Source organism: Bacillus sp. FSL M8-0071, from assembly GCF_037975455.1.
GTDB lineage: Bacteria > Bacillota > Bacilli > Bacillales > Bacillaceae > Bacillus > Bacillus subtilis.
Genome location: NZ_CP150256.1, coordinates 1,006,694 through 1,033,410 on the forward strand (window position 1 = coordinate 1,006,694; position 26,717 = coordinate 1,033,410).

The following is a 26,717-nucleotide window of genomic DNA, read 5'->3' on the forward strand; positions in this document are numbered from 1 at the left end:
TTTGCCTTTTTATAAAAATAGCCAAATTATCTTAACAATAAGGGGGAAAAAGGGCATAAAAAAAGAAGGAATCTTAATCTATTCCTTCATTTTTAAAAGCTTCATGATATCTTCTTTGTTTTTGACGAGGTCGCGCAGTGTGTATTTGTCTAAAACTGCGAGGTAGGCTAAAAGCGCTTCATTCAGCACATGTTTTAAGCCGCAAACCGGGGAAATAACACAGAGATTCTTGTTCGCATCAAAACATTCAACAATATTAAAATCGTCCTCCGTTTTTCTGACAACCTCACCGATGTTGATGTCTTCAGGTTCCATGCCTAATCGTATGCCGCCGCCCCGTCCGCGTATCGTTTCTACGTAGCCGAGCTGGCCGAGCCTGTATATGACTTTCATGAGATGATTTTTTGAAATAGAATACGTTTCGGCAATCTGTTTTATATTTGAAAGTTCTCCGGGACGCTCTGCAGCCAGAAAAATCAACACTCTTAATGAATAATCTGTATAATTGGTTAACTTCATAATAAGACCTCAGAATAAGACATTTTCTATATCTTATCATAATCGATTGAAAAATGAAAAAAAAGGAATTAAAAAAACATGCACCCAGCTGGGTGCATGTTTTTTGCTTACATGTCATTCGGCGGATTTTGGTTTTTACGGTTTTTTTCGATTTCTGTGTTTTGCATTTTGCGTTCAAATGTAGACAGATAACGTGATGCAAAATCCTTACCGCCAAGGCCGAAGGATAAACCGAAAGCGAGTGCGAAGCCGCTAAGAACGATGATAAACGCGGAATTGACGATTGTCGCAGCGACACCAAGCTGATCCAGGGCCATAAAGAAAGCAAGTGCGATAATCGTATATTTAGCAATAGGCGCTAAAGACTTGAATTCCTGGCCTTTTATCATGCTTGAGAGCACTTTTCTCACCAATTCTCCTGCGTAAAGGCCGAGTCCGAGAATGAATACTGCGACAAGGACATTCGGCAGATACGCGATGATACCAGTGGCAATTTCTACGAGGAAGTGCAGCCGAACAATTTGAAGCGCCTCAGCTGTAAAGAGCAGAATGACAATGATTTGCGCAATCATACCGACAACTTGAGACAAGGACAGCTTTGCAGGCGTTCCGGCTTCCATGCCCATTTTCCCTAAGACAGAATCAAAGCCTGCGCGATGGAGCAGTCCGGACACCATGGATTTCACCCATTTTCCTGCCCAGATACCCGCTAAAACAAGCACGATGGCAATCAAGATGTTCGGAAGCATGTTTAAAATCGTATTCAGCATAGAGACAGCCGGTTTTGAAATGCCAGCGACATCCAGCTGATCAAGCGCTGAAATGACCACCGGAATCATAATCAGCACATAAGCGATTGTTCCGATGACTGCTGAAAGGCTTGTATCTTTTAAGTAAATTGATAAACCCATACGTGCCGCGAATCTCTCCGTGCCGATGCTCGCAAGGAAATTCGTAATGATACCACGAACAAGGCGGGCAACAAGCCAGCCGATTAATACGATAAGCGCCGCTGCAAATAATTTCGGCAGAAAAGCGAGCACGCTTTCCATCATATTTGTAAAAGGACCTGAAATGCCGCTGATTTTCAAAGAAGATAAGACCCCTGGCAGAAAAACAAGCAGCACGAGATAAAAGACAATTTGTGAAGCGGTATTGACAGCCTGGTGAATATCTTTTCCTTCAGACACCAAATTCCACTTGCGCAGTTTGTCACTCGTGTTCAGCTTCATCCCGATTTTTTTGACAAGGAAGCTCAAAACAGAGGCTGCAGCCCATCCTAACAGCAGAATGAGTCCGGCTTTCAGCACGCTTGGAATCGCCGCTGCAATCGCCGAAAGCATACTGACAAACGGCGATGCCACTGTTGTCAGGTGCAAAATGTTAAAGAATAAAATAAAGACGATGATCAGTGCGATAAAATAAACGACCTTGCTTATGACTTTTTCTGAGGAATAGCGTGAAGGCTTTTTCCCAGCAAAGAGCTTGTCGTCGATTTTTGTTTTGCTGAGCCCTTTGTATACCGCTTTTTCAATGATTTTAGCGATAGCCCATCCGATTAATAGGACGAGTAAAGCAATGATTACGTTTGGCAGCTTACTGAGATAAGAAGAAAGCACGTCTGCTACATTCAATTGGTATCGCTCCTTTTTTTCGTAGTATGGTGTGTGTTTACCCACTGATCCAATAAGCAAACAGCTGAATGTGCCGGGGGAATTTTTTTCTGCCTGAGTGAGGCTATCATCTTTTGTCTGGCGGGCTCATACATTATAGATAAGTCCAAGTAGGGGGGATTCGGTTGAACGCGGAGGAGAAGAAGGGATTACAGCGGGCAATTGAGGAAATTACCGAAATTGCAAAAGGATTCGGCCTTGATTTCTACCCGATGAGATATGAAATCTGCCCGGCTGAAATTATTTATACATTTGGCGCGTACGGGATGCCGACAAGATTCAGCCACTGGAGCTTCGGCAAGCAGTTTCACAAGATGAAGCTGCACTATGATCTAGGGTTAAGCAAGATCTATGAGCTGGTCATTAACTCAGATCCATGCTACGCTTTTTTGCTGGACAGCAACTCACTGATCCAAAATAAATTGATTGTCGCACACGTTCTTGCCCATTGCGATTTCTTCAAAAACAACTGCCGTTTCCAAAACACGAAGCGCGATATGGTGGAAAGCATGGCGGCAACGGCTGAACGGATAAAACACTATGAACAGGTTCACGGGATTAAAGAAGTCGAATCTTTTTTAGATGCGATCCTTTCGATTCAGGAGCATATCGATCCGTCGTTGGTCCGACCAAAGCTCCAATGGAGTGTGGATGATGAGGAAGAGGAGATTGAAGAGGCAGCCACGCCTTACGATGATCTATGGTCTTTGGATGAAAAGAAGCCGAAAAAACAAGTGAAAAAATCGAAAAAACCGTTCCCGCCGCGGCCTGAAAAAGATATCCTGCTTTTTATCGAGGAGCATTCCCGGGAGCTGGAGCCATGGCAGCGTGATATATTAACGATGATGAGAGAGGAAATGCTTTATTTCTGGCCTCAGCTGGAAACCAAGATTATGAATGAGGGCTGGGCTTCCTATTGGCACCAGCGAATTATACGTGAGCTTGATTTAACCTCTGATGAAGCGATCGAGTTCGCCAAGCTGAATGCAGGTGTCGTTCAGCCGTCCAAAACAGGCATTAATCCTTATTATTTAGGGCTGAAAATATTTGAAGACATTGAAAAGAGGTACAACAACCCGACGGAGGAAATGAAGAAAATGGGCGTGCAGCCTGACTCCGGCCGGGAGAAAATGTTTGAGGTCAGGGAGATTGAATCCGATATCTCTTTCATCCGCAATTATTTAACCAAAGAATTGGTCATGCGCGAGGATCTTTATTTGTTTCAAAAACAGGGCCGAGATTATAAAATCATCGATAAACAGTGGAAGTCGGTGCGCGACCAGCTCGTAAGCATGCGGGTAAATGGCGGTTTTCCATATTTGACAGTAAACGACGGCGATTATATGAAAAATAACGAGCTCTATATTAAGCATTGGTATGAGGGAATAGAGTTAGATTTGAAATATTTGGAGAAAGTGCTCCCTTATTTATTCCAGCTTTGGGGAAGAAGCGTGCACATTGAGTCTGTGCTTGAGGATAAGGAAGTCATGTTTTCGTACGACGGAAAAGGTGTTCACCGCAGATATTTATAAAAAAGAGGATGCAGCGTTCTGCATCCTTTTTATTTTCCAGTTTTTAAAATCTTAAATATGATGTTTGCCTGGTCCGTATTGTTAATCAATCCGCGGAATTTTTCTTTTCCGGGGCCGTACGCGTATACCGGTACTTCTTCGCCGGTATGATCGGTACTCGTCCATCCGCTGTTGGAGCGGGTATTAAAAATCTTGATGATAGCTTTGTAGGCCCCTTTGCTTTTGTCAGCCTGTGCAGCTGCTTCAACGCTTTTGATTTCTTCAGATGTGAATTTCAGATTGGCATAGCGGGCGAGCACATCTTTAACCGGCTTGCCTTCACTGATTTTTTTGGCCATGAATTCAGGTGTTTTCTTAGCGGAGAGAATCGGTTCTGCGTGCCAATTCTTTTCCCCGTTCGCGCCAATGGTAAAGCCGCCGGTTGTATGGTCAGCAGCTGCAATCACAAGTGTATGTTTGTCTTTTTTCGCAAATTCAATCGCGGCTTTATAGGCCTGTTCAAAATCTTTAACCTCGCTCATGGCTCCTACGGTATCATTGTCATGGGCCGCCCAGTCAATCTGGCTCCCTTCGACCATCAAGAAAAATCCTTTTTTATTTTGGTTCAGGCGATCAATTGCTGAAACCGTCATTTCTTTGAGAGACGGTGTTTTACTGTCACGGTCGAGCGCTTTAGCAAGCCCTCCATCTGCGAAAAGCCCGAGCACCTGCTGATCTTTATTTTTTTTCAATGCTTGTTTCGTTGTCACATAGCTGTAGCCGGCTTGTTTGAATTCCTTTGTCAAGTTTCTGTCCTTGCGGTTAAAATAAGATTTTCCGCCGCCGAGCAGCACGTCTATTTTATGTTTGCCTTTTATTTTGTCATCCATATAGCTGTTGGCGATTTGGTCCATGTTTTTCCGTGATTCATTGTGGGCGCCATATGCGGCTGGAGTGGCGTGGTTAATTTCAGACGTGGCGACAAGCCCTGTTGACTTGCCTTGCTGTTTGGCCTCTTCAAGTACAGATTTCACTTTTTTTCCATTTTTATCGACGCCAATTGCATTGTTGCATGTCTTAACGCCTGTCGCTAATGCTGTTCCGGCTGCTGCTGAATCTGTAATATTATAGTCAGGGTCATCCGGATGCGTCATCATCATGCCTGTCAGGTTCCGGTCAAATTCTGTTAACTTCGGGTTATTCGGTGTGTCACCGTTATTTTTCATGGAACGGTAGGCTCTTATGTAAGGCGTCCCCATGCCGTCGCCTATCATCACAATGACATTTCTGATCTCAGCTTTGTCTTGTTTTTTGGCGCTGGCCTTTTCTGTTTGCTGCAGCTCAGCTCCGGCAAAAATTCCAGCTGTAAGGACAGAAACAGCGGCGATTGGCAGAAATTTTGATTTCATTTTTTGAAACAAATTCATTTTTTTCATGCCTCCTTTAATGTATTCCGTTTATCATGTTAGGGAAATTTTGTTAAATATGGCTGTTGATCATGTAAACAATAAGTAAAGCCTTGTAAGGAAATGAAAAAACACTTTTCGTTATCTTGCCTTATTTGATGTAAAGCATTCATTTTTCAGAAAAATCTTTACCTCTCTGTCTTTGCATGATATGTTTGTTTAAATAAAAAAACTGCGGATAACCGCAGCTCTCCTCGAATATTCTTTATCACTCATTTTCCGGTATGTGAGCCGACCCCGAAAGTTTTTCATTTATTTCCTTTATGTTGAAAAACATCCCATAAAACATGACAAAAGCACTCATTTTTTGTCACCTTTGCAACGAAAATGAAATATTTAATACCCTTAAAAACTTTTTTTTAGAACGAATAATTAAGAAATTTGTCACATGAAGTCAAGACTATTTCTGATGGGAATCTATCCTTATAATAGAAATCAATAAGAATAATTAAAAAAAAGAGATACATATATAGAGAGTTAACATTTGGGGAGGAAAATATGAAAAAGCAAATCATTACAGCTACGACAGCAGTTGTTTTAGGATCGACGTTATTTGCAGGAGCGGCATCTGCACAAAGCATTAAGGTGAAAAAAGGCGACACGTTATGGGATCTTTCAAGAAAATACGACACAACGATCAGTAAAATTAAATCAGAGAACCACCTTCGTTCAGACATTATTTACGTGGGACAAACTTTATCGATTAACGGCAAATCTACAAGTTCAAAAAGCAGCAGTTCTTCTTCCTCTTCTTCTACATACAAAGTAAAGAGCGGGGACAGCCTTTGGAAAATTTCAAAAAAATACGGCATGACAATCAATGAACTGAAGAAGCTGAATGGCTTAAAATCAGATTTGCTTCGTGTTGGACAAGTCCTGAAACTGAAAGGTTCAACTAGTTCAAGCAGCTCCAGCTCATCAAAAGTGTCATCATCTTCCACTTCTACTTATAAAGTGAAGAGCGGAGACAGCCTTTCTAAAATTGCGAGCAAATACGGCACTACGGTTAGCAAATTAAAAAGCTTAAACGGCTTAAAATCAGATGTAATCTATGTCAACCAAGTATTGAAGGTGAAAGGAACAAGCACAAGCAGCTCAAAACCTGCTTCATCTTCATCATCTTCAAGCAGCAAAACGTCATCTACATCACTTAATGTGAGCAAACTGGTTTCTGATGCAAAAGCGTTAGTCGGAACGCCATATAAATGGGGCGGAACGACAACTTCCGGCTTTGACTGCAGCGGATTCATTTGGTACGTACTGAATAAACAAACAAGTGTGGGCAGAACAAGCACTGCAGGATACTGGAGTTCTATGAAGAGCATTGCCAGCCCGTCTGTTGGTGATTTCGTCTTCTTCACGACATATAAATCCGGCCCTTCTCACATGGGGATTTACATTGGAAACAACAGTTTCATTCATGCAGGGTCTGACGGCGTACAAGTCAGCAGCCTGAACAACAGCTACTGGAAGCCTCGTTACCTCGGTGCGAAAAGATTCTAATTTTTAGAGAAAACCCGTTCATTGGAACGGGTTTTTTTCATTAGACGGAGCACAGGCGTTTTGGTTGCTCCTAAAAATGAAAATGTGATAAAAAATCCAAGAATTTTTTTTCTTTCTTATTTTCATAAAGGGCAATCGCGTAAGCGCCGGCATAGGGCAGCTGTACAGACTGATAAGGAATTCTGATCATCTGTTTCTCTGCTAACTCACGCTTTACTGTAGATAAAGGCAGAAATGAAACTCCGAGTCCTTCCTTGATAAACCGTTTCGTTATATGTGTTTGAGTGACCTTCATTGTTCTCACAAATGGAAATGTCATTCTGACTTGACGGAGCAAGTCGTCCCAGTAATCAGGGTGATTGTGGGTCAAAAGCAGGTATTGTTCGAGCACCTCTTTGGCATCAATTTCGTTGTCTTCTATGAAACGCTTATCGGGCGGGGCAACAAGGACGACAGGGTCTTTGTATAAGCAGTGGCAGCTTAAAGAAGAAGACTGTACCTTTAAACAGCTTAGTCCGATATCTGCTTCCCCGGCTTTAATCAGTGACGCGATTTCCGCTGATTCGAAAATCGTAACCGCCATTTCTGTTTCCGTATTCATTGCTGTGTACCGCTTCATGACAGAAGGAAGCACAGTATCTGCAATAAGCGGAGAAACCGCGAGCTGTAAGGTTTGAGAGTAGCCTTGTCTCACTCTGTGAAGCTCTGCCATGCTGTTTTCATAATCATCAAGAAGCCTGAGCGCATACGGCAAATACGCCCTGCCTTCATCAGTCAGCTGGATTTGCCTGCCTTTACGCTCGAACAGCTTGCAGCTGATTTCTTTTTCTAATTGCTTGATATGTACGGTCACAGTGGGCTGAGATAAGAAAAGCGTTTCCGCCGTTTTTCGGAAGTTTTCATATTTTGCAGCGGTCACAAAGGTGTGAAGCCATTTGAAATCCATTTCTATTCTCCCTCTGATTAATATTTTTAATTAATTCCCTTTAAAATATTCATTATTATTTAAATATTATATTTACTATAATAACAGAAAAGGATAGGGGGAATACAAATGGTACATTACGGATTAAAGGGAATTACATGTGTAGAAACATCCATCAGCCATATTGATGGTGAAAAAGGGCGTCTGATTTACAGAGGACATCATGCAAAAGACATCGCACTGAATCACAGCTTTGAAGAAGCGGCTTATTTGATTTTATTTGGAAAACTGCCTTCAACTGAAGAATTGCAGGTATTTAAAGATAAGCTGGCTGCGGAACGGAATCTTCCGGAACATATTGAGCGCTTGATTCAATCACTGCCAAACAACATGGACGATATGTCGGTGCTGAGAACGGTTGTTTCAGCATTGGGGGAAAATACGTACACATTCCATCCGAAAACAGAGGAAGCAATCCGGCTGATTGCAATCACGCCTTCTATCATTGCATACAGAAAAAGATGGACGCGCGGCGAACAAGCAATTGCACCTTCTTCCCAGTACGGACATGTCGAAAACTACTATTATATGCTCACAGGTGAACAGCCTTCAGAGGCAAAAAAGAAAGCGCTTGAAACCTATATGATTCTGGCCATGGAGCACGGCATGAACGCATCGACTTTTTCGGCACGAGTCACGTTATCTACAGAGAGTGATTTAGTGTCAGCCGTCACGGCTGCTCTCGGTACGATGAAAGGTCCGCTGCACGGAGGTGCTCCTTCTGCGGTGACAAAAATGCTTGAAGACATTGGAGAAAAAGAACATGCTGAAGCATATCTGAAAGAAAAACTCGAAAAAGGAGAGCGCTTGATGGGATTCGGCCACAGGGTGTACAAAACAAAAGACCCGCGGGCAGAAGCTTTGAGACAGAAAGCAGAACAGGTGGCCGGCAATGACCGTGATCTTGATCTTGCGCTGCATGTAGAAGCAGAAGCGATTCGTTTGCTAGAAATCTACAAACCGGGACGAAAGCTGTACACAAATGTTGAATTTTACGCGGCTGCAGTGATGAAGGCCATCGATTTTGACGATGAATTGTTTACTCCGACCTTTTCAGCAAGCCGAATGGTAGGGTGGTGCGCCCATGTACTGGAACAGGCAGAAAACAACATGATTTTCCGCCCGTCAGCGCAATATACCGGTGCCATTCCCGAGGAAGTTCTTTCATAACATATTTTGGCGTTTAGTCATTTCTGTCGTGTGGTAACGTTCAGTATCAACCACATGTCTAGGAGTGATGAATGTGAACCCAATGGACAGACAAACAGAAGGACAAGAACCGCAGCATCAGGACAGACAGCCGGGCATTGAGTCAAAAATGAATCCGCTGCCGCTGTCAGAGGACGAGGATTATCGAGGAAGCGGAAAACTGAAAGGAAAAGTCGCGATCATTACTGGAGGCGACAGCGGAATAGGTAGAGCAGCAGCTATTGCCTTTGCTAAAGAGGGGGCTGATATCTCCATTCTATACTTAGACGAGCATTCGGACGCAGAGGAAACACGCAAACGGATCGAAAAGGAGAATGTCCGCTGCCTGCTTATCCCGGGAGATGTCGGGGACGAGAACCATTGTGAACAAGCTGTGCAGCAAACAGTGGACCATTTTGGTAAACTCGATATCTTAGTGAACAACGCCGCTGAACAGCATCCGCAGGACAGCATTCTCAATATTTCAACAGAACAGCTGGAAAAAACCTATCGCACAAATATTTTTTCCATGTTTCATATGACAAAGAAAGCTTTGCCTCACCTGCAAGAGGGGAGTGCCATTATTAATACGACATCGATTACCGCTTATGAAGGGGATACGGCGTTAATTGATTATTCCAGCACAAAGGGTGCGATTGTTTCCTTTACGCGTTCCATGGCGAAGTCGCTCGCAGCTAAAGGCATCAGAGTGAATGCGGTGGCGCCCGGTCCGATTTGGACACCGCTTATTCCGGCGACATTCCCTGAGGAAAAAGTGAAACAGCACGGCTTGGATACCCCAATGGGAAGACCGGGACAGCCGGTTGAGCATGCAGGCGCCTATGTTCTGCTGGCGTCTGACGAATCTTCCTATATGACAGGGCAGACCATTCATGTGAATGGCGGCCGTTTTATTTCAACGTGATCAACGAAAAACCAGCTCCAGAGCTGGTTTTTTTTGTGTGGTGAAAAATTTCAAAATAAAAAAATTGTCGATTTTTCTAACAATTTTGTTTTCATTTTTGCAATTTTATATATAATATTGAGTAGGAGAAAGGAATGATTCGCGACCAGTACAAATATAGTAGAAAAAAAAGAAAAATGACCATTGTTGCTCATGAATTCAGAAAATTCAAATAAAATATATAAAAATAGATGATCGGGAGTTGAAGGGGAATGAAAGGGAGCGTTTTTAGGAAGAAAAGCATTCAGGATTTAATCGCTGCGACGAGCGGGGAAAAGTCTTTAAAAAGAGAATTAGGGGCATTTGATTTAACGTTGCTTGGAATCGGCGCCATTATTGGCACAGGGATTTTTGTTCTGACGGGAACAGGCGCAGTCACGGCCGGTCCCGGGCTGACGATTTCATTTGTTGTGGCGGCGTTGGCTTGTTTATTCGCCGCCCTGTCTTACGCGGAATTTGCGTCAAGTGTGCCTGTTTCAGGTTCGGTGTATACATTCACTTATGCGACATTGGGAGAGCTTATGGCCTTTATTATCGGGTGGGATTTAATTTTAGAATACATGCTGGCGGTAAGTGCAGTGTCGGTCGGCTGGTCTGGTTATTTCCAATCGTTTTTATCAGGGCTCGGCATTCATCTTCCGGTTGCTTTAACAGCGGCACCGGGCGCAGTGAAAGGCACCTTTACCCTGTTTAATCTTCCTGCATTCGTCATTGTAATGGCGATCACATATTTGCTTTATTTAGGCATCAAAGAATCAAAAAGAGTCAACAATATCATGGTTATCTTGAAGATACTGGTTGTTCTGCTGTTTATCGCGGTGGCAGCCGTTTACGTGAAGCCGCACAACTGGCAGCCGTTTATGCCAATGGGCTTTGGCGGCGTGTTCAGTGCAGCGGCGCTCGTATTCTTTGCTTTTATCGGATTTGACGCTGTATCCTCTGCTGCGGAAGAAACGAAAAATCCCGCGAAGGATCTGCCTAAAGGCATTATTTTCTCTTTACTGGTCTGCACGATTTTATATGTCACCGTATCAGCCATCATGACTGGGGTTATCCCGTTTGCTCAATTTGCGGGTGTGGATCATCCGGTTTCTCTTGTTCTTCAAAGCGCAGGGCAAAATTGGGTGGCAGGCATCATTGATATTGGCGCCGTGTTGGGAATGACAACAGTTATGCTCGTGATGCTTTACGGGCAGACCCGCGTCATGTTTGCCATGTCGCGTGACGGACTTGTGCCGGGTTCACTTTCTAAAGTGCATCCAAAGCACAAAACACCTTATGTAGCCACTTGGTTTTTCGGAACGATGTCGGCGCTTCTCGGCTCACTTGTTCCGCTGGATGAACTTGCAAAGCTGGTGAACATCGGGACGTTGTCGGCATTTGTCCTGATTTCTGTGGCAGTTATCGTTTTGAGAAAGAAACAGCCTGATCTTCCGAGAGCTTTTAAATGCCCGGGAGTTCCCGTGATCCCAGGCCTGGCGATTCTGTTCTGCCTGTTCTTGATTTTAAATCTGGGATGGGTGACGATTGTCCGCTTCCTAGTGTGGCTGTTAATCGGCTTGGTAATCTATTTCCTGTATTCAAGAAAGCATTCAAAATTAAATCAATAACCTTTTGATAAAGAGAGCGGCCATACAGGCCGCCTCTTTTCTGTTCTTGGCAAATGAATCTATAGAAATGAAGACAAAAATAAGAGATAATATAGGCTGGAAAGGAAGTGACGTTTATTGTCTGAGCAAAAACCAGTCCAATGGGCTTCGAAAATTGGTTTCGTCATGGCAGCGGCCGGCTCGGCTATCGGCTTGGGCGCGATTTGGAAATTCCCTTACGTAGCGGGGACCAATGGGGGTGGAGCCTTTTTTCTTATCTTCGTGTTATTTACCATCCTCTTAGGCTATCCGCTTTTGGTGGGGGAATTTATTTTTGGAAGACGGAACCAGACGAATGCCATTGATGCATATAAAAAAGAAGCGCCGCGATCAGCTTGGTTTCTTACAGGGTGGATCGGCGTAGCCGCGTGTTTCTTAGTGCTGTCGTTTTACAGTGTAATTGGGGGATGGATTTTGCTGTATATCGTAAAAACGGCGTCAGGCTCACTGTCCGGGCTTTCTCAAGCACAGTATGGCGCTCTTTTTGCTTCTATTATCCAAAATCCGGTGCAGACGCTCGCGGCTCAGCTTGTCTTTATGGTACTTACTGTCATCGTTGTCGCAAGAGGGGTTCAAAAAGGGATTGAACGGGTAAGCGCGGTGATGATGCCGATTTTGTTTTTATTGTTTATTCTGCTCGTTCTTCGGTCTCTTACGCTTAATGGTGCAATGGAAGGCGTAAAGTTTCTGCTTGTGCCTCATTTCGGCGATCTGACTCCGGAATCCATATTATTCGCGCTGGGACAGGCCTTCTTTACGTTAACACTGGGGGTTTCGGTGATGGTGACCTACAGCTCCTATTTGCCGAAAACACAAAATATCCCTCGTTCGGCAGCCTCCATTGTCTTGATGAATATCATTGTGACACTCTTGGCAGGTTTGGCTATTTTTCCGGCGGTTTTCTCATTCGGTTTTCAGCCAAATGAAGGACCGACATTGCTGTTTACAGTGCTTCCGGCCGTTTTTGAACAGCTTCCGTTCGGCACGTTGTTTTTTATCGGCTTTCTCGTTGCATTTTTATTTGCAGCCTTAACCTCAGCATTTTCGATGGTTGAAATTATCGTTGCCACAATCGGAAAAGGGGACGAAAAGAAGAGAAAAAAACTGTCATGGACGAGCGGGCTTTTGATCTTTTTGGTCGGAATCCCATGCTGCTTGTCTTATGGCGTTTTGAGTGATGTGCACCTATTTGGCAAAACGTTTTTTGATATTGCCGATTTTACCGTCAGCAATGTTTTGATGCCTTCAGGCGCTCTGTTAATTTCTCTATTTATCCCGCTGAAAATTTCGAAAAGTGAACTCTTGGCTGAAATGCGAAATGGATCAAATGCAGGTAAAGCATTCTTTTACTCGTGGTTTTATTTGCTTCGTTTTATCGTGCCGCTTGCCATTATTATCGTGTTCTTAAATTTAATCGGAATTTTATCATTTTAAAAAAACAGGCTCCGTTTCCGGGGCCTGTTTTTTATTTAATAAGATGATATCAACGGTGCCCATGCCGTTTTCAGTTTTTGGATGCCGAGCCTGATGTCCTCTTCTGACAAACCGCCATAACCGATTAAGACAGAAGCAAAAGGCGTCTGTTCTTTATATGAGGGAGACACGGGATAGATAGTTACACCGTGGTCTGCGGCTGCTTGTATTGCTTCTTCCTCACTTGCTGGAAACAAAAGGCGCAGCAGAATGTGAAGCCCCGAGTTCTTACCGAGAATCTCAACGGTGTTTCCCAGTTCAGAGCGAATGGCTTCTAACAGGATAGCGTGTTTTTTTCGGTATAAGCTTCTCATTCTATTTATGTGTTTTTGCCACTCTCCGGTTTCGATGAAGTCTGCCAGTGCCAATTGCGAGTGGGCAGAAACGGTCTGCTTCATTAACTGAGCATTGTTTTGGATCGGTTCCATGAGTTCAGGGGGCACAATCATGAAGCTGAGCCGCAAGGAAGGCAGAAGTGACTTTGAAAAAGTGCCCAGATATATGACTCTGCCATTCGGATCAAGACCCTGTAAAGACGGAATGGGATGGCCGCTGTAGCGAAATTCTCCATCGTAATCATCTTCTATAATGAATGAATTTGTTTCTGCCGCCCATGCCAGCAGCTCCTGTCTGCGGGTAATCGTCATAATGGTCCCAATCGGAAACTGATGCGAAGGAGTCGTATACATGAGATAAGGATTCTGACGGTAGAGCTCATCCGGCAGGACGCCTTCTGCATCAGAACAAATCGGAGTGACATCCATGTGATTTGCTTCAAACATCCTTCTTGAACGATGAAAGCCTGGTTCTTCAAAACCGATTTTTGTACCTGGCTTTAGCGAAAGGCAAAGAATTTGCAGAAGCACGGTGGTTCCTGCGCCGATGATAATCTGGCCGGGCTCGCAATTTACTCCCCGAGACAGCCTGACGAATCGGGCAATCATGTGTCTGAGTTCGTATTCTCCTTGAGGGTCGCCAGAGGTGTGAAACAATCCGGAATAGCGCTCAAGACTTTTTACTATGCTTTTTCTCCATGCGTTAAAGGGAAAGAGGGTCAGATCAACGCTGCCCTGATGGAAGTCAATAGCAGGTGCGTTCTTTTCATGTAATCCCGGCTGTACAGACTGCTGAAAATGGTCAGGAGCTGTCGGGAATCCTGGTTCTACTTCCGCCGCGAACCAGCCGATTTTCGGCTTGCTTTTGACATAGCCCTCAGCAGTTAATTGCTCATAAGCTCGTTCTATAGTTGCCGTGCTGACATCGAGCAAGCTGGAGAGCCTGCGTTTTGACGGAAGTCTTGTTCCCTTTGTGATTCGCGCATGTGAAATTTCTTGTTTAAAAAAGGTATAAAGCTGTTCATACAGCGGTGTTTTGCTCTTTTTATCAAGAAACGGCGTAATATCCATCTCATGTCTCCTTTGTAGCTGGCATGGTCATTTTTTCTGATATTGGCTATTTGGCAAATGCCATTTATTAGCTATGATCATTGTAACGAAAGGAAAGGGGATTGAGAAGATGATCCATATGAAACAATTAACCTCGAAAGAAGAATGGGCTGAGTCGTATCCGATTATGAGTGAATTGAGAACAGAACTGGATATAGAGACGTATTTACAAAGGCTTGAAGCCTGTGTGCAGAAAGAATCGTATATGCTGTTTGCCTTATATGAAAATACAGCAATCAGAGCGCTGTGCGGGGCTCTGCCGAGAGTTTCCATTCATAAAGGAGAGCACTTGTGGATTGCGGATCTTGTTACAACGGCACCTTGCCGATCAAAGGGATACGGCAAAATGCTTTTGGATTATGCCTCAGACTGGGCGAGAAAAGCCGGACTCGGTTTTGTCAGTCTTTCATCTGGCCTTCAGCGTAAAGACGCACATCGATTTTATACAGATAAAATGGGTTTTACTATAGAAAGTTATTTGTTCCGAAAACCGGTATAACGAAAAAAGACGCCTGAAAAGGCGTCTTTTTTAAAAGCCAAACTGTAAATTCGTATCTACAGATACAATGGTATACACACAAATAATCACAAAGAGATTAAGGATGACGCCGAGCAGGCCGGGGCCTGTGCGCCCTCTCTTGATGAAGAGTTCAACAACGCCGAACGGAACGGCAGCCATGGCGAATGGAAGCATTTGATAGGAATAAAACGTGACATTGCTGATAATGGCCAAATTCAGCAACAGCAGGGACAGAACCGCTGTCCCGACAGAGATCCAGCCGAATACATTGTGTTCTTTAAAAATTCTTACCAGTTCCATAATTCCACCTCGCCGACATTCGCTGATTTTACAGATTTATTTTTCAGCATGCGCTGGATTTCCTTGGTTGGCCCTGTAACGACCGAACCGTATACATTGACACCGTTTTTCTCTACATAATCTAATCGGTTATCTACATTCAGGTCTTTCCGTTTTGAAATGACCTGAGCCCATTTTTCGTGTTTGGACATGAATTTTAGGGCGTTGATAAACTGATCGCCATTCGACTTGCCTTTTGTATTAAGGGCGGCCAAGAACTTTGAATCCTTTCCAGGATAGCCAAGAGGTTCTGTGGAAGCTGTCTTATTTGTGTTTTTCTCTGTTTCGATTGCGTTCCACAAAAAGCTCACATCATAGCCTTTGAATTTGTTATACACGTCTTTTGTCGGATATGCACGGTCATATGAAAGGTAGACCTCTGATACCGTTCCTTCAGGCAATGTGCTTAACGTTTTTTCTGCTTTTGCGGTCGTTTGTTCAGACTTGTTTGAAGGATGTGTAAAGTAATGTCCGGTTTTATTCACTTCTAAGTCATAGTAGTTTACTGCCGGCGCTTTTACTTTGTTATAAAACATTTCAACCCGTTCATTCCCTACGGCAGCCGTCTTCGTGCCAATCTGCTTTTGCAGCGGGAATTCCGTATTCATTCCAAATAGCTTCACTTGGCTTTTCAGTCCGGAAGTATCAACAAGAACATTCGGCATGGTCAGGGCTACAGTGACTGCGGCAGTTTCCATAAACTCATTGCCGGTGCTGTGTTTCCCACCCATTCCGTAATAGAGGTAGCTTCCCAGCGTACAAAGCGGCAAAATCATCAATGTCGAAATGACGGCAAGCACAGAAATTCGCAAATAAGACTTGCGTTTGCCGTAGGCTAAAATCGCTTTTTGTTTTTCAGGACTGATGCTGAGATCCCAATCGTTATCGTCCTCTAGTTCGCTGTCAATCAGTTCCTGATATACTTCGAGCTTCTCAAGTTCTTCCTCAAATGCAGTCATTTCCTGGTCGCTCATTTCCCCATTTTTATATTGATCAAAACGCTTTTTAAATTCTTCATTCATCATTAACACCTCTATTATAAAGTGCTTTCAGCCGCTGTCTGGCACGAAATAAAACACTTTTAAAATTCGCCTCTGAAATATTCATAATATGGGATGCTTCTTTGTAGTTTAACTCTTTTAAATAATATAGCGTTAAGGCCTCCCGATAATTATCGGGGAGCTCGGACATATAACCAGTCAGCACTTCCTTTATCTCTACCTGATGGGCAGGACTTTGAACAGCATTTTGAAAGAGGCTTCCGATTAAGTCATCAGAAATGGTTACTTCTTTCTTATGCTTTCTGACGTAATCAATGAAGGCGTTTCGCGCCACTTGAAAAAGCCAGGGCTTTACTTTGCTGTGATCATAGGAGTGAATGTGTATGTATGCCCGCATAAAGGTTTCCTGCAGCAAGTCTTCAGCAAGATGCTTGTCTTTTGTCATGGAGAGCAGGAACCTGTAAACATCATTCATGTACATTTGGTAAATTTCATCGATCGTCACTGCCTTTTCTCCCCTCTATGTTATACACGCATAAGAAAGGTTTAAAGTTGCACATTACATGCAAACGGCTTTTTTATACCTAATCAAACACCATTACTATATAGTACCCAAAAATGGCCGCAAAAGATAGTGCGGAGAAATGTTTAACATTTTTTCCAGAGGGGAAAAGATAGTGAAAAAGTGAAGGAGTGGCACAATGGAATATACCAGTATAGCAGATACAGGAATAGAAGCCTCCAGAATCGGCCTCGGCACATGGGCCATTGGCGGAACGATGTGGGGAGGCACTGACGAAAAAACATCGATTGAAACAATCCGCGCCGCTCTTGATCAGGGGATTACACTGATTGACACCGCGCCGGCTTACGGCTTCGGGCAGTCCGAGGAAATCGTCGGAAAGGCAATCAAAGAGTACGGCAAAAGAGACCAGGTGATTCTCGCAACGAAAACGGCTCTGGACTGGAAGAACAACCAGCTGTTCCGCCATGCGAACAGAGCGAGAATTGTAGAGGAAGTTGAGAATTCTTTGAAGCGGCTTCAAACAGACTATATTGATCTTTATCAGGTGCATTGGCCCGATCCGCTTGTGCCAATTGAAGAAACGGCTGAAGTCATGAAGGAATTATATGATGCGGGAAAAATCCGGGCGATTGGCGTCAGCAATTTTTCAATTGAGCAAATGGATACATTTCGCGCCGTCGCACCTCTCCATACGATTCAGCCTCCATATAATCTGTTTGAAAGAGAGATGGAAGAGAGTGTCCTTCCTTATGCGAAAGATAACAAGATAACAACATTATTATACGGCAGTTTATGCAGAGGGCTGTTAACAGGCAAAATGACTGAAGAATATACATTTGAGGGCGATGATCTGCGTAATCACGATCCAAAATTCCAGAAGCCCCGCTTTAAAGAGTATCTTTCTGCTGTGAATCAATTGGATAAGCTGGCGAAGACACGTTATGGAAAATCAGTGATTCACTTGGCTGTCAGATGGATCTTAGATCAGCCGGGAGCGGATATCGCTCTTTGGGGAGCAAGAAAGCCTGGGCAGCTTGAGGCCCTATCTGAGATTACAGGCTGGACGTTGAACAGTGAAGATCAGAAAGATATCAATACTATATTGGAAAATACGATATCAGACCCTGTCGGACCGGAGTTTATGGCCCCGCCGACCAGAGAGGAAATATAACAAAAGCTGAGGGCGAATCCTCAGCTTTTTGGCGTTTTAACGGGAGAAATCTTAAAAATTAGTACCAGGTAATAAAAAATGTTGTTATAATAGATGACAGAAAGAATCATTGATTACGACAAAGGAAGTGCGATATGTATAAGTTTTGTGCAAATGCTTTAAAAGTTATTCTTTCTCTTCGCGGAGGAGTGAAGGTGTATAACAAAGAAAACCTTCCGGCCGATTCAGGTTTTGTCATCGCGTGTACACATTCCGGCTGGGTTGATGTGATTACACTCGGAGTCGGGATTCTTCCTTATCAAATACACTACATGGCGAAAAAAGAGCTTTTTCAAAATAAATGGATCGGTTCGTTTCTGAAGAAAATTCATGCCTTTCCGGTAGATCGGGAAAATCCCGGGCCAAGCAGTATTAAAACGCCGATTAAGCTGCTGAAAGAAGGAGAGATCGTCGGTATCTTCCCAAGCGGAACAAGAACCTCTGAGGATGTGCCTTTGAAAAGAGGTGCGGTGACGATTGCGCAAATGGGGAAAGCGCCGCTTGTCCCCGCTGCATATCAGGGCCCTTCAAGCGGAAAAGAGTTATTCAAAAAAGGAAAAATGAAGCTGATTATCGGTGAGCCTCTTCACCAGGCTGATTTTGCCCACCTGCCTTCAAAGGAAAGACTTGCAGCAATGACAGAGGCTTTGAATCAGCGGATTAAAGAACTAGAGAATAAACTTGATCAGCTATAAGGCGTTCTGAGAGATTGCCCTGAAACTGTGAAAATAAGAAAAGCACCTTATACAAGGTGCTTTTCTTATTATGCTTCCTGCTGGTTAGCTGTCTCCAGAAGTTCTTCTTCTTGAAGCTTTTTCACTTCAATATATGCGACGTGGTGGCCGTCAATTTCATTAATGATGAATTCGCAGCCCTCTTCGATGATGGAATCATCTTTTTCAACATCGTATTTTTGAGTAAGGAACCAGCCGCCGATTGTATCGACTTCTTCGTTCTCTAAATGGATGCCTAGCAGGTCGTTTACTTGGTCAATTAACACTTTTCCGTCAAGAATATAATGGCCTTCGCCGATTTTGCGGATTTCGCTAATTTCATCAATATCAAATTCGTCGCGGATTTCACCGACAATTTCCTCAATGATGTCCTCAACCGTCACAAGCCCGGCAGTACCGCCGTATTCATCAGACAAAATGGCCATGTGGACCCTCTCTTTTTGCATTTTGACAAGCAGGTCTTGGATCGGCGCAGATTCAATGACATGAATGATCGGGTTGACGAATTGAGAAATGGTGGAATCAACAGATACCTCACCGCTGATGCAGGCGGTCAGCACTTCTTTAATGTTAATAACCCCGATAATGTTATCTTTATCGCCCTCTTCCACAGGGTAGCGGGTATATTTTTCAATCTGAATGATGTCCATCATTTCAGAAATCTTGATATCATGCGGAAGGCTGACAATTTCGGTCCGCGGAATCATAATTTCTTTCGCGAGCCTGTCGTCAAATTCAAAGATTTTATTTACATATTTAAACTCTGATTGGTTGATTTCACCGCTTTTATAGCTTTCAGACAAAATGATTCGCAGCTCTTCTTCTGAGTGAGCCAGTTCGTTTTCTGAAACGGTCTCCAGGCCAAATGCTTTGGTCAATAACCGTGCAGAATTGTTCAAAAGCCAAATGAATGGGAACGCGATGCGGTAAAACCAAATCAGCGGTTTCGCAAACAGCATAGACACTGCTTCCGCCTTTTGGATAGCGACTGTCTTAGGTGCAAGTTCTCCGACAACAACGTGTAAGAACGTGATAATGGCATACGCAAAAATAAACGATATGACATGTGAAAGGGAACCTGGTACGTTCATTTGTACGAAAAGCGGGTGAAGCAGCCTTTCGATCGTTGATTCACCTAAAACCCCTAATCCGATGGAAGTCAATGTAATTCCGAGCTGACACGCAGATAAATATTCATCAAGGTGCGTGGTCACTTTTTTTACGGCTATTGCTGCTTTATTTCCTTCCGCGATCAGCTGATCGATCCGTGAGCCTCTGATTCTGATAATGGCAAACTCAGATGCCACGAAAAATGCCGTCAGGGCGATTAAAACAGCAACTAAAATCAAATTCACTATGTCCAATTAGAACCTTCACTCTAGCAATGAGAATGAAGGTAACACCTCCTGTTAGATAAAATGGTTTTAACTTAACAGCAGCATAAATGATTGGAACACGGCGAGCTTTTCAGGCGGGAGTTTGCTTTTCAGCTTGTCACGATCCTCGGGCTTCAGCCGTTCAAACCGATGCAAGATTCCGGAGATGTTTTGATTCATATGATCAATTTCTAATGCCAGATTTCCAATTTCATCATCAAGTTTAGCTGAAGAGGGAAACTGGTTCTCCAGTCGATCTTTAATATCGGACAGGGCCAATCGCTGCTTCTTGCAATCTACAATAAATATAAGTCGTTTGAGTGCATTTTCGTCGTAGTAACGGTAATTTGAACAGGATCTGGCCGGCGTAAGCAGACCGAGATTCGTATAATAATCAACTGTCCGTTTCGTTACTCCGGCGAGTGCCGCTAGTTCACTGATGCGATAAGTCTCAGCCCCATCTATATCCCTCCCAACCATCACGTTATAGTTATGAGAATAGTTTAATATATGAACGGTGTCTTGCACAAGTTTATTGTTTTTTTCAGACCGGAATTGGAAGTTGTGGAATTCATCATCTGATTGAAGTAACATAGGAAGATAGAATTTTCAAATTTTTTATATGCGGAAGGGACAGATGAAATTGGCTGGGTTATCCCGGGAAGTTGAAGAAAACTTAAATAAAGGATCATGGATTCGCAAGCTGTTTGATGAAGGTGCAAGGCTGAAGAAGGAGTTCGGGGAAGACCAGGTATTTGATTTTTCACTCGGCAACCCGATTGTTGAACCGCCTGAAGCTTTTAAGAGAGCGTTAATAGAGGAAGCTGAAAAAGGCAGCCACGGATACATACAAAACCAAGGGCTTCCTGCAGCGAGAGAAAAAGTCGCGCAATTTCTGGGGTCGCGTTTTGAAGCTGATTTCTCAGCGGAGCGTATCGTCATGACGGTGGGCGCGGGAGGCGCTTTGAATGTTGCGTTAAAAAGCATCGTAAACCCTGGGGAAGAGGTCATTATTCTCGCACCTTATTTTGCTGAATATAAGTTGTATATTGAGAACTACGGGGGAAAGGCCGTCAGCTGCCCGTTGACAGGCCGGTTTGAGATCGACATTGATGCGGTAAGGCAATCGATCACTCCACAGACGAAAGGGCTGATCCTCAATACACCGCATAACCCCACAGGCACGGTTCTCAGCCAGAAAAATATAGACGATTTAGGCGCTTTATTAAAAGAAATAGAAGAGAAGAGCGGCCAGAGGATTTATGTGCTGTTTGATGAACCGTACAGTCAATTAATCTATGATGAAGAGCTGGCAAATCCGTTTCAATCGTACCATCGTGTGATATTGGCCAGCTCATTCAGTAAAGATCTCGGCATAGCCGGGGAGCGGCTCGGATATATCGGATTGGACAGCCGAATGCCGGATGCGGACCTTTTGATCAACGCTTTTGTGTATTGTAATCGAACGCTTGGATTTGTGAATGCCCCTGTCATGATGCAGCGGGCTGTGGCACGAATGGATGATTTAAGAGTAGACGCGAGCGCTTATAAAGAGCGCCGGGATTTAATGGTAGACATTTTAAAAGAAGCCGGTTTTGAATTTGAAATGCCAAAGGGAGGTTTCTTTGTTTTTCCGAAATCGCCGATTGAAGATGAAGTTGCATTTTGCGTGCATGCCGCCCAAAAATACAAATTATTAATTGTGCCGAGCAGCGGTTTTGGAATGAGCGGGCATTTCCGATTATCCTTCAGTGTGCCGATCGAGCAGATTAAAAACTCACGGGACATTTTCATTTCTTTATATAAAGATTTTGCTTAAGTAGGCAAAGAAAAGAAAACAGTTCTCAAGGCTGTTTTCTTTTTATATCCGCAAAATCCTTCCTCTTCCAATCCAGACAGGCGCAGAATTGACAAGCAGGCATGCAGTTAAGGCTTTCTTCATGATAAAAGTCTAAAAATTAAAAATCATTTTTGGAATGAGTTGTGTTACAATAAAATATACAATTTATAATCAAACTTTGACTTTTGGAGGTGGTATGATGGGGCCCTCTGCTTAGGCAACAATACACCGCGTACCTCAATGTTAAGGAAAAATGATTATATCAGGAGGTGACTCCTTATCCTTTGTTGAGAGGATAGGGTTAAATGGACGATATTGACAGTCTGATTTTAATTGGCGTGCTCATTGCTTTAACCGCGTTTTTCGTTGCAAGCGAGTTTGCGATTGTTAGAGTAAGGAGATCCAGAATTGATCAGCTTATCACAGAAGGAAACAAACGGGCGATACTCGCAAGGCGTGTCATTACAGATTTGGATGAATATTTATCCGCATCCCAGCTGGGCATTACATTGACATCAATTGGACTTGGCGTACTGGGTGAACCGGCCTTTGAACGGCTGCTGGATCCACTGTTTGAACCGCTCGGCTTGCCAGACTCGGTTTCACATGCAGCCTCTTTTGCAGTCGCGTACGGCTTGATCACGTTCCTGCACGTTGTTGTAGGTGAACTTGCCCCGAAAACGGTCGCGATTCAAAAGGCAGAACAGCTGACTTTACTGATAGCGGGCCCTTTGCGTTTATTCTATTTGCTCCTGTTTCCGTTTATTTGGATCCTCAATGGATCGGCGCGGCTTTTATGCGGGATGTTCGGTTTGAAGCCTGCGTCAGAACATGATGGTTCCCATTCTGAGGAAGAACTCAGGATGCTGTTATCTGAGAGTTTAAAAAACGGAGAGATTAATCCGTCTGAATATAAATATGTGAATAAGATTTTTGAATTTGATAATCGGATCGCCAAAGAAATTATGATACCGCGGAAGGAAATGGCTGCTGTGTCAACTGAGATGACGATGGCCGAGATGCTTGAAGTCATGCTGAAGGAAAAATACACGCGCTGGCCAGTCACAGATGGAGACAAAGACAGTGTGATCGGTTTGGTCAATACGAAGCATTTGTTTTCTGATTTGCTGTTTATGACAGAAGAAGAACGAATGAAGATGACGATCCATCCGTATGTGAGGCCGGTCATCGAAGTGATTGAAACGATCCCGGTTCATGATTTGCTGATTAAAATGCAGCGCGAGCGCATTCATATGGCAATATTGTCGGATGAATACGGAGGAACCTCGGGACTTGTGACGACAGAGGATATTCTTGAGGAAATTGTCGGAGAGATCAGAGATGAATTTGATGAAGATGAACAGCCGCTGATCCAAAAGCTTGGCGACGGCCATTATGTGATGGATGGAAAGGTTCGGATCGATCAGGTGAACAGCCTTCTTGGCGCATCGATTCAAGAAGACGTCGATACGATCGGCGGGCTAATATTAAAAGAAAACATCGATATTGAGGCTGGTGAATCCATTCGCATCGGTTCATATTCGATAAAGGTGCTGAAGATGGACGGCCGATTAATCAAGCAAATCGATATAAAAGAAGAAGCCGGCAACACAACCGGGATTACGGCGCACCACAAGCTGCCGCTGCCCGATCCTGTGATGCTGAACAGTGCAACCTTGAGCGAGAAATAAGCTCAAGGTTTTTTTACATTGTGATTGTCCAGCCGCACCAAAATGCCAAAAGCGATCCGCAAAGTGTCAGGGCGATGTACAAGATGCTTTCTATTACACGTTTGGCCATAAGGAGTTGAATAGTTTCAACGCTGAAGGTGGAAAAGGTCGTAAAGGCGCCAAAAAACCCCGTGCCGATGATAAGCGAGACCGAAGCATTTGCAACGTGAAGTCCTGTAAATATTCCGAGCCCGAGAGCTCCGAGAATATTGACTGTCAGTATGCCAATGGGCAGGCTGAGACCTTTGGTTTTGGCGGTTATGACATTGCCAAGCCAGAAGCGAAGCATTGCGCCAAGTCCGCCCCCTATGAAAATACCCGCTAGTGTCATCTTTCCTGCAGCCCCTTTCTTTGCTGAATGCCTGCTATGCGCCGTCCCGCAAAAACACCAATCAGTGCAAATATGATCCCTGATATCAATGAGGCTGCCACATATAAAAGAGCCAATGAGGGTTGTCCTTGCAAAAGCATCACTGTTTCCTTAGAAAACGTGGACATTGTTGTGAAGCCTCCGCAAAAGCCGGTGCCTAAAAAAGCCGACAGCAGAGGCCGTTTTGCCCCGATCAGAAAAAATCCGGTCAAAATGCCTAATAGAAGGCTGCCTGCCGCATTTTCCAGCCAGGTTGCCGCCGGGAACTGACCGGTGTGTATCCATAAGTTTAATCCGTATCGGAGGCAGGCGCCAAGCGCGCCTCCGATAAAAACCGCGCTATATATTTTCATGTTTGCCATCCTTTATGATGAAATCCGGGTAATCTGTAACGATGCCGTCCACGCCCATGGCTTGTAATTTTGCCGCTGTCTTTTGATTGTTGACAGTCCATGCAAATATGTTTAAGCCATTTTTATGGATGGAGCCGATCATCAGACGGTTAAGCCGTGTGTGTTTTATATTGACATAGTTTGCAAAAGAGCGGAAGGCCTTCATCTGATTTCTGGACAGCATGCCAAAGTTGGGCCTTGTAATGACCGCTGTCGGAATCGAAGGATAAAGCTCGCGGAACCTTTGGACGGAGCGGAACTGAAAGGATTGAACAATATTATTGATAGAAAAAGAAAATTGCCCTAATAGCTGTCCCACCTCTTCTTCAATTCCGACTTGAGACGGATGGCCTTTTAGTTCAATTAAAAGGCCGATTTTTTTGTGGTAGCGCTTGAGCACCGCTTCCAGGGTTGGAATACGCTCTCCTTGAAAAGCGGGACCGTACCAGCTTCCTGCATCGAGTTTTTGCAATTCCTCCAAGGTAAAATCCTTAACAAAGCCCGATCCGTTTGTTGTTCGGTCAACCCTGTCATCGTGTATCACAACAATCTGCCTGTCTTTTGTAAGCTGGACATCCAGTTCGATCATATCTGCATTCATTTTCACCGCAAGGTCAAATGCGGCAATCGTATTTTCCGGAGCGTAGCCGGATGCTCCGCGATGGGCAATGATGTACAAGCTAAGTCAGCTCCTCGTATGGGCATTTCTGTTATTGTATCAAATCCATATATGCACCGCGATACAAACTGGTGAATTTTTTCTGCCATATCGGAATGGTCCGGGCTGAGGAATGCGTATAACTAAAAAAAGACACTCAGCGTATCAGAACACATTTCGTCAGAAAATTAGGTCTTTCGACATGTTCACAACAAAATATGATCCTTTATAATAGCAAAAAAGGAGGCGAGATCATGGGAAAAGGGAGAATCAGAGTGGAGGAAAGAATTAAAGCCGAAACGGATGCTGAAATGCAAAAAGCAACTCTCCTTGATCAGACACAAACGAAAAAAGGTAAGTGACTGTCCCTATTGAATCTGGCTGATAGATGAATTGAGAAATGACCCCGGCGTTTAGCCGGGGTTTTGTGCTGCATAAGACATTTAAATGAACATCCTTACGAATATTTTAGTATAATAAACAATTGATTGGGATAGAGGGGAGACAGTCATGCCGGATTATCTGCAGCAGTATTTTACGCTTGATAACATCATACAAATCGGCATCAGCTTGGCGATTTTGCTGGTGTTTCTTATACTTAGAAAATTATTCACAAGATATTTTTTTAACCTGCTTTTTAATTTGACAAACCGGCCGAAAACAGAAATTTTTAAACAGGTGGTTCTGGCGTTTGATAAGCCGGCCAGATGGTTTTTTGTTGCCCTTGGGCTGTTTTTAGCGATCCGGTATTCACCGTTTTTAGATGAGCAAATGCCGGTCATCAGCAAAATATACCGCTCACTGATTGTGGCGCTCTTGTGTTGGGGTCTTTGTAATTTGACCGCAACATCGTCGTTTATCTTCCATAAGGTGAACCAGCGCTTCGAGCTTGACATGGATGACATTCTGGCCCCGTTTTTATCCAAATTGCTCCGTTTTGTGATCATTGCGCTCAGTGTCAGTGTGATCGCTCAGGAATTCAATTATGATGTCAACGGATTTGTAGCGGGCCTTGGTCTTGGCGGACTGGCTTTTGCGCTTGCCGCGAAGGATACCATCAGCAACTTCTTCGGCGGTATTATTATTATTACTGAAAAGCCGTTTACAATTGGTGACTGGGTGGAGACGTCGACAGTAACAGGATCAGTCGAGGATATTACCTTTAGGAGCACGAGATTCAGAACAGCACAGGGGGCGCTTGTAACGGTGCCGAACTCTACGCTGTCGATGGAAGCGATCACGAACTGGACAAGAATGACCAAACGCCAGATTACGTTTTCCATCCATGTGTCCTACGCTACGCCGATTGAGAACCTTGAACGCTCCATTCATTCTCTCAGAACAATGCTCTTAGAGCATGAGGGCGTTGATAATGAAACAATCATGGTCAACTTTGATACGTTTGCCGACAGCTACTACAATTTATTTTTTAACTTCTATACAAAAACGACAGTTTGGGCTGAAAACCTTAATATTAGAGAGGATATCAACTATAAAATTATTGAGATTTTAGGTGCAGAAGGTGTCCAGTTTGCATATCCCGGCCAAATGGTTGTTGTCAAGCAAAAGCACGAAAGCGACCCATTCCAGGTGAATCTAAATAAAGAGGAAAAGGAACGGGCTTAAAAGAGAGACTTCGTCTGAC

General features: G+C 43.8%; 25 protein-coding genes and 1 pseudogene. 13 read left to right on the top strand and 13 right to left on the bottom strand.

Annotated elements, in window-relative coordinates:
- Positions 1–78 precede the first annotated feature (78 nt).
- Together nsrR and MKX71_RS05165 are read right to left on the bottom strand one after the other, a co-directional pair.
- Entirely contained in the window at positions 79–519 is a 441-nt protein-coding gene (nsrR, locus tag MKX71_RS05160) for a nitric oxide-sensing transcriptional repressor NsrR (RefSeq protein WP_014479293.1), read from the bottom strand.
- Positions 520–626: 107 nt separating this feature from the next.
- Positions 627–2,287, bottom strand: a pseudogene (locus MKX71_RS05165) (mechanosensitive ion channel).
- Positions 2,288–2,317: 30 nt separating this feature from the next.
- On the opposite strand from MKX71_RS05165, the gene spoVR reads away from it, so the two are divergent.
- Positions 2,318–3,724, top strand: coding sequence for a stage V sporulation protein SpoVR (spoVR, locus tag MKX71_RS05170; protein ID WP_003233364.1), 1,407 nt, complete (start codon positions 2,318–2,320; stop codon positions 3,722–3,724).
- A 29-nt stretch (positions 3,725–3,753) separates the two neighbouring features.
- Here the strand turns inward: spoVR and phoA are convergent, their stop codons facing one another.
- Complete coding sequence (gene phoA / locus MKX71_RS05175) at positions 3,754–5,139, bottom strand: alkaline phosphatase PhoA (RefSeq protein ID WP_339231807.1); 1,386 nt, start codon at positions 5,137–5,139, stop codon at positions 3,754–3,756.
- Between the two features lie 528 nt (positions 5,140–5,667).
- Between phoA and lytE the strand changes: the two genes are divergently transcribed.
- Positions 5,668–6,672 carry a peptidoglycan endopeptidase LytE gene (lytE, locus tag MKX71_RS05180; RefSeq protein WP_063334956.1) on the top strand — a complete coding sequence of 335 codons (1,005 nt, stop codon included), beginning with the start codon at positions 5,668–5,670 and terminating at the stop codon, positions 6,670–6,672.
- Between the two features lie 70 nt (positions 6,673–6,742).
- Here the strand turns inward: lytE and citR are convergent, their stop codons facing one another.
- Entirely contained in the window at positions 6,743–7,618 is an 876-nt protein-coding gene (gene citR / locus MKX71_RS05185; protein ID WP_003233357.1) for a transcriptional regulator CitR, read from the bottom strand.
- 108 nt (positions 7,619–7,726) lie between these two features.
- Between citR and citA the strand changes: the two genes are divergently transcribed.
- From citA to MKX71_RS05205, 4 genes are all read left to right on the top strand, one after another.
- The gene (gene citA / locus MKX71_RS05190) at positions 7,727–8,827 is read left to right on the top strand and encodes a citrate synthase CitA (RefSeq protein ID WP_015383204.1); all 1,101 of its coding nucleotides are present in this window, start codon (positions 7,727–7,729) and stop codon (positions 8,825–8,827) included.
- Between the two features lie 73 nt (positions 8,828–8,900).
- Positions 8,901–9,770 (top strand): SDR family oxidoreductase, encoded by an 870-nt coding sequence (locus MKX71_RS05195; RefSeq protein ID WP_339231811.1) that lies wholly within the window; start codon positions 8,901–8,903, stop codon positions 9,768–9,770.
- Between the two features lie 251 nt (positions 9,771–10,021).
- On the top strand, positions 10,022–11,419 hold the full coding sequence (gene bcaP / locus MKX71_RS05200) for a branched-chain amino acid transporter BcaP (RefSeq protein WP_003245791.1): 1,398 nt from the start codon (positions 10,022–10,024) through the stop codon (positions 11,417–11,419).
- A 117-nt stretch (positions 11,420–11,536) separates the two neighbouring features.
- Positions 11,537–12,892, top strand: a complete 1,356-nt coding sequence (locus MKX71_RS05205) for a sodium-dependent transporter (protein WP_064671178.1) — start codon at positions 11,537–11,539, stop codon at positions 12,890–12,892.
- 35 nt (positions 12,893–12,927) lie between these two features.
- Here MKX71_RS05205 and MKX71_RS05210 read toward each other — a convergent pair whose 3' ends face one another.
- The gene (locus MKX71_RS05210; protein WP_144482627.1) at positions 12,928–14,337 is read right to left on the bottom strand and encodes a PLP-dependent aminotransferase family protein; all 1,410 of its coding nucleotides are present in this window, start codon (positions 14,335–14,337) and stop codon (positions 12,928–12,930) included.
- 109 nt (positions 14,338–14,446) lie between these two features.
- Here MKX71_RS05210 and MKX71_RS05215 point away from each other — a divergent pair, with 109 nt between their 5' ends.
- Positions 14,447–14,875 (top strand): GNAT family N-acetyltransferase, encoded by a 429-nt coding sequence (locus MKX71_RS05215; RefSeq protein ID WP_009966899.1) that lies wholly within the window; start codon positions 14,447–14,449, stop codon positions 14,873–14,875.
- A 30-nt stretch (positions 14,876–14,905) separates the two neighbouring features.
- On the opposite strand, the gene MKX71_RS05220 is transcribed toward MKX71_RS05215, so the two are convergent.
- From MKX71_RS05220 to sigM, 3 genes are read right to left on the bottom strand one after another with little or no spacing between them, the layout of a single operon-like run.
- Complete coding sequence (locus MKX71_RS05220; RefSeq protein WP_003233341.1) at positions 14,906–15,196, bottom strand: anti-sigma-M factor; 291 nt, start codon at positions 15,194–15,196, stop codon at positions 14,906–14,908.
- Entirely contained in the window at positions 15,184–16,260 is a 1,077-nt protein-coding gene (locus MKX71_RS05225; protein WP_010886459.1) for an anti-sigma factor, read from the bottom strand. Before MKX71_RS05225 ends, MKX71_RS05220 begins: the two co-directional genes overlap by 13 nt.
- The gene (gene sigM, locus MKX71_RS05230; protein ID WP_003224177.1) at positions 16,250–16,741 is read right to left on the bottom strand and encodes an RNA polymerase sigma factor SigM; all 492 of its coding nucleotides are present in this window, start codon (positions 16,739–16,741) and stop codon (positions 16,250–16,252) included. Before sigM ends, MKX71_RS05225 begins: the two co-directional genes overlap by 11 nt.
- Before the next feature lie 196 nt (positions 16,742–16,937).
- On the opposite strand from sigM, the gene akrN reads away from it, so the two are divergent.
- On the top strand, positions 16,938–17,933 hold the full coding sequence (gene akrN / locus MKX71_RS05235; RefSeq protein WP_003245422.1) for an aldo/keto reductase AkrN: 996 nt from the start codon (positions 16,938–16,940) through the stop codon (positions 17,931–17,933).
- Positions 17,934–18,067: 134 nt separating this feature from the next.
- Entirely contained in the window at positions 18,068–18,667 is a 600-nt protein-coding gene (locus MKX71_RS05240) for a 1-acylglycerol-3-phosphate O-acyltransferase (RefSeq protein WP_003233335.1), read from the top strand.
- 68 nt (positions 18,668–18,735) lie between these two features.
- Here the strand turns inward: MKX71_RS05240 and MKX71_RS05245 are convergent, their stop codons facing one another.
- The gene (locus MKX71_RS05245) at positions 18,736–20,070 is read right to left on the bottom strand and encodes a hemolysin family protein (RefSeq protein WP_009966903.1); all 1,335 of its coding nucleotides are present in this window, start codon (positions 20,068–20,070) and stop codon (positions 18,736–18,738) included.
- 60 nt (positions 20,071–20,130) lie between these two features.
- Complete coding sequence (gene cueR / locus MKX71_RS05250) at positions 20,131–20,562, bottom strand: Cu(I)-responsive transcriptional regulator (RefSeq protein ID WP_010886460.1); 432 nt, start codon at positions 20,560–20,562, stop codon at positions 20,131–20,133.
- A gap of 157 nt (positions 20,563–20,719) precedes the next feature.
- Here cueR and MKX71_RS05255 point away from each other — a divergent pair, with 157 nt between their 5' ends.
- Positions 20,720–21,901 carry a pyridoxal phosphate-dependent aminotransferase gene (locus MKX71_RS05255; protein WP_032721240.1) on the top strand — a complete coding sequence of 394 codons (1,182 nt, stop codon included), beginning with the start codon at positions 20,720–20,722 and terminating at the stop codon, positions 21,899–21,901.
- 326 nt (positions 21,902–22,227) lie between these two features.
- The gene (locus MKX71_RS05260) at positions 22,228–23,613 is read left to right on the top strand and encodes a hemolysin family protein (protein ID WP_339231814.1); all 1,386 of its coding nucleotides are present in this window, start codon (positions 22,228–22,230) and stop codon (positions 23,611–23,613) included.
- 13 nt (positions 23,614–23,626) lie between these two features.
- Here the strand turns inward: MKX71_RS05260 and crcB are convergent, their stop codons facing one another.
- Genes crcB through MKX71_RS05275 form a run of 3 tightly spaced genes read right to left on the bottom strand, consistent with a single transcriptional unit; the run spans position 23,627 to position 25,093 of the window.
- On the bottom strand, positions 23,627–23,983 hold the full coding sequence (gene crcB / locus MKX71_RS05265) for a fluoride efflux transporter CrcB (RefSeq protein WP_015252464.1): 357 nt from the start codon (positions 23,981–23,983) through the stop codon (positions 23,627–23,629).
- Entirely contained in the window at positions 23,980–24,375 is a 396-nt protein-coding gene (locus MKX71_RS05270) for a CrcB family protein (RefSeq protein ID WP_029317545.1), read from the bottom strand. The genes crcB and MKX71_RS05270 overlap by 4 nt, the downstream gene beginning before the upstream one ends.
- Positions 24,362–25,093 carry a glycerophosphodiester phosphodiesterase family protein gene (locus MKX71_RS05275; protein ID WP_101172527.1) on the bottom strand — a complete coding sequence of 244 codons (732 nt, stop codon included), beginning with the start codon at positions 25,091–25,093 and terminating at the stop codon, positions 24,362–24,364. The genes MKX71_RS05270 and MKX71_RS05275 overlap by 14 nt, the downstream gene beginning before the upstream one ends.
- Positions 25,094–25,326: 233 nt before the next feature.
- Between MKX71_RS05275 and MKX71_RS05280 the strand changes: the two genes are divergently transcribed.
- Both MKX71_RS05280 and mscY read left to right on the top strand, forming a co-directional pair.
- Positions 25,327–25,434 (top strand): YhdX family protein, encoded by a 108-nt coding sequence (locus MKX71_RS05280; RefSeq protein ID WP_009966908.1) that lies wholly within the window; start codon positions 25,327–25,329, stop codon positions 25,432–25,434.
- 148 nt (positions 25,435–25,582) lie between these two features.
- Entirely contained in the window at positions 25,583–26,698 is a 1,116-nt protein-coding gene (gene mscY / locus MKX71_RS05285; RefSeq protein ID WP_015252461.1) for a small-conductance mechanosensitive channel protein MscY, read from the top strand.
- Positions 26,699–26,717: the final 19 nt, after the last annotated feature.